At 70.0% G+C, this 9919-nt stretch carries 11 protein-coding genes; all 11 read left to right on the top strand.

Annotated features, from left to right (window positions below; genetic code table 11):
- The first annotated feature begins 176 nt into the window (after nt 1-176).
- Nucleotides 177-1052, top strand: coding sequence for a hypothetical protein (locus SZN_RS32090; RefSeq protein WP_007503260.1), 876 nt, complete (start codon nt 177-179; stop codon nt 1050-1052).
- Nucleotides 1052-1390 (top strand): RRQRL motif-containing zinc-binding protein, encoded by a 339-nt coding sequence (locus SZN_RS32095; protein ID WP_007503262.1) that lies wholly within the window; start codon nt 1052-1054, stop codon nt 1388-1390. Before SZN_RS32090 ends, SZN_RS32095 begins: the two co-directional genes overlap by 1 nt.
- An 83-nt stretch (nt 1391-1473) precedes the next feature.
- Nucleotides 1474-3714: a hypothetical protein gene (locus SZN_RS32100; RefSeq protein WP_007503265.1), complete on the top strand. Its 2241-nt coding sequence runs from the start codon at nt 1474-1476 to the stop codon at nt 3712-3714.
- A gap of 141 nt (nt 3715-3855) precedes the next feature.
- The gene (locus SZN_RS32105; RefSeq protein WP_007503267.1) at nt 3856-4107 is read left to right on the top strand and encodes a hypothetical protein; all 252 of its coding nucleotides are present in this window, start codon (nt 3856-3858) and stop codon (nt 4105-4107) included.
- Between the two features lie 18 nt (nt 4108-4125).
- Nucleotides 4126-4320 carry a hypothetical protein gene (locus tag SZN_RS32110; protein ID WP_007503269.1) on the top strand — a complete coding sequence of 65 codons (195 nt, stop codon included), beginning with the start codon at nt 4126-4128 and terminating at the stop codon, nt 4318-4320.
- A gap of 20 nt (nt 4321-4340) precedes the next feature.
- On the top strand, nt 4341-4808 hold the full coding sequence (locus SZN_RS32115; protein WP_007503271.1) for a hypothetical protein: 468 nt from the start codon (nt 4341-4343) through the stop codon (nt 4806-4808).
- Between the two features lie 84 nt (nt 4809-4892).
- Nucleotides 4893-5621, top strand: coding sequence for a DNA cytosine methyltransferase (locus SZN_RS32120; RefSeq protein WP_043734203.1), 729 nt, complete (start codon nt 4893-4895; stop codon nt 5619-5621).
- A complete protein-coding gene (locus SZN_RS32125) occupies nt 5618-6496 on the top strand; it encodes a bifunctional DNA primase/polymerase (RefSeq protein WP_007503276.1) in 879 nt (292 codons plus the stop codon). Before SZN_RS32120 ends, SZN_RS32125 begins: the two co-directional genes overlap by 4 nt.
- Before the next feature lie 154 nt (nt 6497-6650).
- On the top strand, nt 6651-8213 hold the full coding sequence (locus SZN_RS32130; RefSeq protein WP_425274494.1) for a YfjI family protein: 1563 nt from the start codon (nt 6651-6653) through the stop codon (nt 8211-8213).
- Between the two features lie 372 nt (nt 8214-8585).
- The gene (locus SZN_RS39360; protein ID WP_078509044.1) at nt 8586-8774 is read left to right on the top strand and encodes a helix-turn-helix domain-containing protein; all 189 of its coding nucleotides are present in this window, start codon (nt 8586-8588) and stop codon (nt 8772-8774) included.
- Nucleotides 8775-8838: 64 nt separating this feature from the next.
- Nucleotides 8839-9919, top strand: a 1081-nt coding sequence (locus SZN_RS32135; protein WP_007503278.1) for a tyrosine-type recombinase/integrase, incomplete at its 3' end; no start/stop codon positions are given.

Here is a 9919-nt window from a genome sequence, read left to right on the forward strand (position 1 = left end):
GCGTTCACCGCGTTCGAGGCGTGGCGTGCGGCGCTCGGTATCGGCCCGGGCGCGGTCGGCTTCCACGTGCAGTGCGGCAGCCGTACCGGGGTGCTGGAAGCGCGGACCAGGTACGGCGGCGCGGACATCGAGCTGATCGCCTACTCGCAGGTTCCTGCCGGGGCGGGGGTGGCGTGATGGCGCGCCCGACCGCTCTGCCGGCCGTCGCCGTGACGGCGGTGTCCCTGGTTCTCACTCTGGCCGTGGTCGTGATGTGGCTGGGCGCGGCGATGCCGTGGCCGGTCGCGCTCGTGGTCGGTCTGGGCATCGACGGGGGGTGGCTGGCCACCCTCGCCTACGAACGGCGCCTTGCCGCGCAGGGCGACCACTCCACCGCGGTGACCGTGGTGGGCTGGTCGTTCGGTCTGGTCGCCACGGGCGTTCTGGTCGCGCACGCGCTCACCGTCGAGGCGGACACGGGTGCGTGGCTGGCCGTGTCGTGGCTGCCCCTGGCCGCGAAGGCCCTGTGGCTGGTCCACGGGATGTGGGAGCGGACCGCGCTCACCCCGTCCGCGCTGGGTGCCATCCGCGGTATTCAGCAGGATGCCCGCGACACCGCGGCCGTGGCGCGTGCCCGCCTGCGGGCCGAAGCGGTGACCGAGGAGACGCGGCTGACGGCCGTGACGGTGGCCGGGGCGCGCGTCGCACGCGTCCAGGCACGGACCGCCGCCACCCTCGCGGGGGCGTGGTCGACGCTGGAGGACGCCCGGCAGGGCGAGGGCACGGGCAGGGCGCTGACCAGCGTGACGACCCCCGTCACGCCCGGTGTGACGCCGGGCGTCACGCCCCGGTGGGAACTTCCGGTCTGGGGACCCGTCGAGCCGGTGTCCGCGCTCGCGCTGGAGTCCGCTCCCGCACTGACGGATGCTCAGCTTGACGAGCTGGTGGAAGAGATCCGCGACAGCCGCACCCCGCCGCTGTCCTACCGGGAGATGGCCACCCGCTTCCGCACTGCCGGCCACGCCGCATCCGAGGTCCGCCTTCGGGCCGCGTGGAAGCGCGTCGTGGCCTGATGGGTGCGCTGCCGGTGTTCCGGTGGCACCTGGCCCCGGACGGCCTGGCCACCCGCCGTCAGCTTCGGGCCGCCGGGCTGCGCCCTGGTGGTCAGGACGTGGCCGCTCAGCTCGAACGCCCCCGCCGGCGGCGGCCCCCGCTGGTCGCCTACCTGTACCGCATCGACCAGGCAAAGCCGGTTCGGCCGATGACCCCGGCGAGGTGGGCGGCACTGGCCCGCGCGAACGCCGCCCGCCGCCGCTGCCCCGAGTGCGGCCGGGATGCCGGCTACGTCATCCCCGCCTCGCTCGGCATGTGCGTGCCCTGCGCCTTTCCCGAGGAACAGCGCGCCGCTTGAACCACCCCGAATCCCGGGTCCGGCCGCCCACCTTCCACAGCAAGCCGGCCGGACCCTGCGACTCCCGAAGGAGTGCGTACATCGTGACGGAGAACCCCACCTTCCCGCCCCCGGACGACCCGGAGAGCACGGACGCTCGGACGGCTGAGGTACTGCCGTTCCCGCTGAAGAAGACCGACCCCACCGCCCCGGCCGACTCGCCCGCCCCGACCGGCGAGGGTGTGGTGAAGCCGGGGGAGTGGGAGGCCGAACTCCCCGACACCGACGACCCGGACGCCGATGGGCTGAGTGACGGGGCGCCGGTCGACCCGCCGCGCGAGGTCTACCCGCCCTCGGTCGCGGAATGGATGGAGGCCAGGGACAAGGCCCGCATGCCGGTCCTGCCGGACTGGGTGAAGCTGCCCGACCAGCGCACCGCGGTGCGCAAGTGGGCGGTGCGGCACTACTCGGCTGTGGTCGGCTACCACGCGGTGCGCCTGCCCTGCATCTACACGCCCAAGGTGCTGTTCTACTCGCCGCGCGGTGCGTGGCGCTGGTCGACCGCGATCGGCCGGTGGGTGTTCGACGCGGAGGGCAGGTCGCTGCGGCTCGCGTCAGTGGCGAACGAGGACGCGGCGGAGTACCTGAAGCTTTCGCGGCAGCGCAACGACCGCGTCCGGCTGCGGGGCATCGTCGCCGCGATCGCTTCCATGGTCGGTCTCGCCGCCGCGCTGACCCTGTACGTCATGGCCCCGTCCTGGCTGCTGCTGCTGGCCATGGCCGCGCTGACGACCACGCTCGGGACGGCCGGGGCGCCGGCGGACCGGCCGCTGATCGACATGGCCAAGGTGACGTTCCGCAAGCGGCGGCTCTCCAGTGACATCGTCATCCGTGCGCACGAGGCGTCCGGGCTGACCACGAAAGACCAGACCATCGCGTTCCCGCGTCCGATCGGCCGGGACGGCGACGGCTGGCGCGTCGTGGTGGATCTGCCGTACGGCAAGACGTTCGAGGACGCGGTGAAGGCACACGCCCGGCTCGCCTCCGGTATGGACATCGCTCCCACTCAGCTCTTCCTGGACAAGGACGAGACGAGCGGGCGGCGGGTGTCGTACTGGATCGCCGACCGTGACCCGCTCGCCGTCCCCTCGGGCAAGTCCCCGCTGCTGGGGGCGACCCGGGTGGACTTCTGGAAGCCGTTCCCGTGGGGCGTGGACGAACGCGGCAACCCGGTCATGGCAACCATGCTGTGGCTGTCGCTGCTGGTCGGCGCCGTCCCGAGGCAGGGCAAGACGTTCTCCGCCCGCACGATCGCCCTCGCCGCCGCGCTGGACCCGTACGTCAGGCTGTACGTGTTCGACGGGAAGGCGTCGCCGGACTGGCGCAAGTTTGCGCTGGTCGCGCACCGCATCGGGTTCGGCATCGTGCCCAAGAACGGGTTCGACCCGGTTCAGCACCTGCTGACCTCGCTGCGCGAGCTGAAGGCGGACGTCGAGGACCGGTACCACCGGTTGTCCGAACTGCCGCTGCACGTCTGCCCGGAGGGCAAGCTCACCCCGGAGATTAGCCGGGACAAGAAGCTGAACATGCCCCTGACGCTGTTCGTGGTGGATGAGGTTCAGGAGTACCTGACCCACCCCGAACACGGCAAGGAGATCCTGTCGCTCATGGTCTACCTCGCCCGGGTCGCCCCCGCGGTCGGCGTGTCCGTGATGACGGCGACGCAGAAACCGGACGACAAGGCGTGCCCCTCCGAGCTGCGTGACCAGCATCAGGCCCGGTTCGCCCTGAGGGTCGGCGCCTACCAGGTCTCCGACACGATCCTCGGTGCCGGGTCCTACAGCGAGGGCTTGGACGCATCCAAGCTGCTCAAGTCCCACAAGGGCGTCGGTCTGCTCAAGGGCATGTCCGACGACTCCGGGATCGTGCGCACCTACCTCGCAGACGGCCGCGACGCCGACCGCATCCTCACCCGCGCCGCCGCCCTGCGCGAGGCGGAGGGGACGCTGTCCGGTGACGCGGTGGGCGAGGTCCCGGCGCCCGAGACCTCCGCGACGATCCTTGACGACGTCGCGTCCGTGCTCGGCAAGGGCGAGGCCAAGGTGTGGTCCGAAACGGTCGTTGACCGGCTTGCCGACCTGCGCCCGGACGTCTACGGGCCGTGGGCGGAGCTGGAGGCCAAGCCCAAGGCGGAAGCGCTCACCGCAGCGCTCAAGCCGTTCGGCATCGGCACCGGGCAGATCAGCCGGCGCATCGACGGCGAACAGGTCAACAAGCGCGGCATCAAGCGCGACGACATCGCCACCGCGATTACGGAGCGCAACAAGAAGCGGGACGCCGGATAGGTCTTACAGCCTGCTACCGGTAGCGGCGGACGTCGCTACCGGTAGCAACCCTGCTAGCGACTAAAACCGCCGCTGATCAGGTCGCTAGCGTCTAGCGGCCCACCTGCGGAAACCCCCGAAAACCCGCCTGAGAGGCCCCTGATGAGCCTTGCTCTGCTCGCTGTCGCCTGCCTGATGCTCGTCACGTTCGGTTACAGCGTCACGTGCTGGCTGAGCCCGTTCGGTGACTGCCGCCGCTGCCACGGCATGGGCCACGGCTTCAAGACCGACCGCAAGGGCCGCACCAAACGCGGCAAGGACTGCCGCCGCTGCGACGCCACCGGCAAGCGCATACGCGTCGGCCGCTGGATCTACAACCGCGCCGCGCGCACCTACCGCGCCGGCACCCGCTGACCCCACCCCGGAGGACCCATGGCCATCACCATCCCGCTCGTTCTGCTGCTCGCCGTCGTCGTCGGCCTGCTGCTGCGCTTCCGCGCGGTCGGGGCCGGGGCGGTGGTCGTCGTCGCCCTGTTCGGCTTCTACCTCGCCAACACCGACGCGGCCGACACCGTCAACCAGCTCGTCACCGCCGTCACCGGCGCCCTGCCCGGCATCGGCCGCTGACCCGAAGGGAGACCAGCACCGTGAACGAACCCACCACCTACGGCCGCCCGGCCGGACAGGACATCGCGGCCGTGGAAGTCCACACCCCCACACCGATCGTCCCCGCACACACCGCCCCGATCGTCCCCGTACAGCCGGGCACGGTCCCGACCGTGGCGAGCATCGTCCTGCCGGACGGCCGCATCGTCACCGGCTACGCCATCAGCCCCGCACAGCCGGACCCGGTCGCCGCCAAGCCGGCCGTCTCCCGGACGGCGGTGAACGTCGCCCTCGGAGGCGTCGGATTCGCCGCGGTGTGCGGCGGACTGCTGCTGCTCACCGCCTTCATCACCGCCCTGACCGCCCTGGTGACCCAGCTCGTCATCCTCGCCGCCGTCATCTTCGGCGGCTGGATCGCCGTGCAGGTGTTCAGCGCGAGCGGCCACGGCGGCGGGACGACGGTCAACATCCGCAAGGCCGTCATCAAGCGCAACAAGTTCTACGGCTAGACGTGGCTGGGGCGGTCGCCTCTCACCAAAGACCGCGACCGCCCCGGTTCTCCGTCCCTTCGACAGAAACAGGAGACCTCCAGCATGACCCAACCCACCCTCATCCGGCGAGACCGGACTCGGTCGCGACTGTTGGATCTGTTCTCGTGCTCCGGTGGTGCCGGTATGGGCTACCACCGTGCCGGGTTCGCGGTGGACGGCTGCGACATTGCCGACCGCCCGAACTACCCGTTCCCGTACCACCGGGGTGACGCCCTCGCCTACCTCGCCCACTTGATCGCGTCGGGTGAGATCCGCCGGTACGCGTTCGTCCACGCGTCTCCGCCGTGCCAGCACGGATGCGCGCTGACCGTGGGCACCAATGCCTCGCAGGGGTGGGGCCGCGCCCATGTCGACCTGGTGGCGCCCGTCCGTGACCTCTTGGACGCGACCGGTCTGCCGTACGTCATTGAGCAACCGAACGGCCGCGCGGTGATCCGCAAGGATCTGACGCTGTGCGGGGAGATGTTCGGTCTCGGGGTCATCCGTCACCGCAACTTCGAGTTGGGTGGCTGGACGACCGGGCGGCCGGCGCATGTCCCGCACCGGGGCCGCGTACGGGGCTACCGGCACGGCCGCTTTTACGACGGCCCGTACGTGGCCGCGTACGGCAACGGTGGCGGCAAGCCGACCGTGGCAGAACTTCAGTCGGCCATGGGCATCACGTGGACGGGCGCGCGCGAGGAACTGACGGAGGCGATTCCCCCCGCCTATGCCGAGTTCATCGGCCGGGCCTACCTCGCCGCCGTGGCGACGTCGGGAGCGGCGGCATGAGCGCGACGTCCGAGCCCTTGAATGTCGCCCTCGCCCTCGCGGCGGCCGGCGTCCCGGTCCTGCCCCTGCGGGCGGGCAAAGTCCCGTTCGGCAACTGCCGCACTTGCAAGGGAAACGCGTGCGGCGGACGGCCCAACATGAAGGCGGCGGGCCCGTGCCGGTGTCCCGCGCCGTGCCACGCGTGGGCTGCCGCGACCACCGACCCCCACACCCTCACCTCGCCCGTGTGGGCGCCGGTGTGGCGTGAGGCTGTGGCCGTCGCCTACCACCCCGGCGGGGCCGGGCTCACCGTTGTCGACCTGGACAACGCGGCGGCCGTCGCATGGGCCCGCGAGAGCCTGCCCGCCACCCGCATCGTGCCGACGACGCGCGGTGAGCACTGGCTCTACCGGGGCGCCATGCCGTCCGCGAACGCAGTTCGGCCGGGTATCGACGTCAAGTCGCTCATGCAGTACGCCCGTTGGCTTGGTCCCGGGGCCGGCCGTATGGCCGTTCTCCCGGCCGCCGTGCGCGCCCTGGTCGTGAAGGAAGACACCACCCCCGCCCCGGGCGAGGTGGCCTCTTCTCTCCCGACGCGCGCCCCGTGGGGCCGATCGGTGGCCACCGGGTGCCGCCACACCGAGCGCTACGTCCGCACCGGCTTGGAACGCGGCCTCGCCCTCGTACGCTCCCGCACCGAATCCGGTGCCGGATCACAGGCGTTCGGCGTCGCCCGGTTCCTCGCCGCGCAGCACACCGCGTGCCCCGGCCCCTGCGGCCTCGCCGCGATCGGCGAGGAGATTGTGACGGTCGCCGTATCGGTGGGCGTCCCAGAGGCGTATGCCCGCCGCGCGGTCGCCAACGGCTTTGAGGCGGCTATGGAGCGCGCGGCATGAAAAAAGCATCCCGAACCCTCTCGAACGGCCCTCAGAGCGCCGTACAGGGCCCGCCACGGCCGACCGTGGGCGAACCGAAGGTCGCCGCCCGCAAGGGCGTCCCTTCTGCCGTTGGTCCTGACCCGCACACCACCGCCGAAGGGAGGGCCGTCTCATGACTCCACAGCCTGTGGACAGCCCCGACCTATGGGCCGGACTGCCCACCCTGGAAGACCCGCCCGGCGAGGACGACGCGGCCCCGGACGTGTGGGAGGACCCCATTCCCCTCACCGGCCGCCGTGAGCGTCCCGCGTTCCCGGCCCACGTCTTCCCCACCTGGTTGGGGGAGTTCGTGACGGCCGTCGCGGAGGAGACGCAGACCCCGGTGGACCTTGGCGGTTCGGTCGCCCTCGCGGTCCTCGCGACGGCGGCCGGCGGTCGGTCGGTGGTTCACGTGCGCGGCAACTGGCGTGAGCCGACCAACCTCTACACCGTGGTCGCGCTCCCGCCCGGCAACCGCAAGTCCGCTGTCTTCTCTCTGCTGACCAACCCGCTCTATGAGGCTGAGAAGCAGCTCAAGGCGGCTATGAAGCCGGTCATCGTGGAAGCGGAGCTGACGGCGAGGTTGGCCAGGGAAGCGGCGGACAAGGCCACTTCCAAGGCCGCGTCCGCCGATGGCGACAAGCGCGATGAGATGGTGGCCACCGCCATCGGCCTGGCGCAGACCGCCGACACGCTCACAGTGCCGGCTGAACCCCTGTTGCTCGCCGACGACTCCACACCGGAGACGGTCACCTCGCTCATCGCCGAACAGGGCGGCCGGCTGTCGGTGATGAGCGATGAGGGCGGCATCTTCGACATCATCGCGGGCCGCTACTCCGGCAGTCCCAACATGGAGGTCTTCCTCAAAGGCCATGCCGGGGGCCGCCTACGGGTCAACCGGCAGACCCGCCGTGAGTACGTTGACGCCCCCGCCCTGACCATGGGACTGGCCGTGCAACCCGATGTGCTGGTCGACATGGGAAAGATCAAGGGCGGGAAGGGACGCGGTCTGTTGGGCCGCTTCCTGTACTCCCTGCCGGTGTCGACGGTCGGCGAGCGGAAGGTCATCACGGACCCGGTACCCGAGCCGACCGCCGCGACCTACGCCGCGAAGGTCATCGACCTCACCCTGTCCCTCGCGGACTGGACCGACCCCGCCGTCATCCAGCTCACCCCCGAGGCGGACGCGGCCCTGATCGCCTATCAGCAACGCATCGAACCACGGCTCAAGGAACGCGGCGGGACGCTCGGTCACATCAACGACTGGGCCGGGAAACTCGTAGGCGCGACCGCCCGCATGGCCGCGTTGCTGCACCTCGCCGAACACGGCGGCAACGGCTACGCCCACCCGGTCACCGAAGCGACCATGCACGCGGCCATCGAGCTGGGGGAGTACTACACCGCCCACGCCCTCGCCGTGTTCGACGCCATGGGCGCCGACCCGGTACAGGGCCGGGCCCGCAGCGTCCTGGAAGCGCTCAGGGACAACCGGTGGGAGGACGTCAGTCGACGGGACGTCTTCACCGTCCTGTCCCGCAGCGAGGTCCCCACCGTCGCCGATCTCGAACCCGCCCTCGCCCTGTTGGAAGACCACGGATACCTGCGGTCGTACCAACCCGAGCGCACCGGCAAGCGCGGACGCCCCCCGGCACCCCGCATCCTGGTCCACCCCGCCCTACGCCACGGCGGTCGGTGAGCCGGTCGGCGCACACAACCCCTCCCGCACAAACCGCAATATCCGCAGAAAAGCTCGGACACCCCGCTGACCTGCGACGGGACCTGTGCCCGCACCGGCGAAGGGGCCTGTCGCACAATCCCGCGATATTCCGCAAAAACCGAGCACCAGCCCCACCCCGGGGGCAGGCCCGACGACCGCCCCTGATTTTTGCGGAATATCGCGGGTTTCTGCGGAGCGCTGCCCACTGGCCCCGCACTAAGCATCGCCGCAGGTGAACCGGCATCCTCGCGTTTTCTGCGGATATTGCGGTTTGTGCGGCGGCACTCACCCATGAGGTCAGTTTCAGGGGTGGCGACTGAGCGAGCAGGCGATCGCAACAGGAAGGACGTCATGAACAGGTACTTGACGACTGCAGAAGTCGCCGAGCGCTACCGCACGTCGCCCGCAACCGTCCGCTACTGGCGCTACGCCGGAACAGGCCCGCAGTGCTTCATGAGGCGTGGTCGACATGTTCTGTACGACGCTGCCGCACTCGACAAGTACGACGCTGAAGAGATTGGAGGCCGACGCGCAGCATGACCCGAAACAGCGAAGAACTCCAGTTCAGGGCTGACACGACTTGCCCTGAGGGGGAGGGGAACTGATGGCTGACGTATACGACCGCTGGCACCTCTCCCGACCACCGGCCGACGCCGAGCAGTGCGAGGCGCACAGCAGCAAGACGCAGACGCTGTACCCCAGTGCGGACCACGGCACGGGGAAACGCTGGCAGGTCCGCTATCGGGATCTGTCCGGCAAGCAGTGCAAGGAGAACTTCGAGAAGAAGACTGCTGCCGACTCCCGTGCCGCCAAGGTGGCGACTGAACTCGATGCCGGCACCTTCGTGAACCGCGAGTTGGGCAAGCAGAAGTTCAGGGCCATCGCAGAACGCTGGCAGGAGACAGCCGTGCACCGCGAGCGGACCGAGACGAACGTAGAGCGGGCCCTACGGCTCCACATCTACCCGACGTTCGGCGAGCGGGCGATCGGTCGCATTGAGCGGGCGGACGGGCAGAGGTGGATCAAAGAGCGGTCAGCGGTCATCGCTCCGTCGACCTTCGCAACGCCCTGGAACGTCTGCACCAGCATTCTGAAGATGGCCCACCAGGAAGGAATCATCCCGAAGTACCCGTGGGAGGGACTGAAGCCACCGGAGGTCTTCTATCCGGAGATCCATCCGCTTCATCCGGACGCGGTGAAGGCACTCATCGTGACTGCCTCACCCCGGTACCGCGCCCTGGTGAGGCAAGCTGCGTCCACCGGTCTACGGCAAGGTGAGCTGTTCGGGCTGGAGGACGAAGGCCCTGCCGAGTCCGTGACGGTCAAACAGCAATTGATCGGGCCCGACAAGGGCGTGCCGTATCTCGGGGAACCGAAGACCAAGCAGAGCTATCGATCCGTTCCTCAGGGGCGTTCGGTCGTAGACGAGATTGCTCGGCACCGCGCGAAGTTCCCGCCTCAGGTCGTGCATATCGAGGATCGGACGAATCCCCGGAAGCCCGTATGGCGCCATGCCAGGTTGCTGTACACCAGCGAGACCGGCGGAGCAATCCGGCGCGGAAGTTGGGCGAAAGTGTGGGCACGGAACGTCAAGCGGGCGAACGCCCGTCTGACGAAGGCAGGCAGCGAGGTCCGAGTCCCGGAGGACACGACGCTTCACGATCTGCGCCACTTCTACGCCTCAG

The sequence above is a fragment of the Streptomyces zinciresistens K42 genome (genome assembly GCF_000225525.1).
Taxonomy (GTDB): domain Bacteria; phylum Actinomycetota; class Actinomycetes; order Streptomycetales; family Streptomycetaceae; genus Streptomyces; species Streptomyces zinciresistens.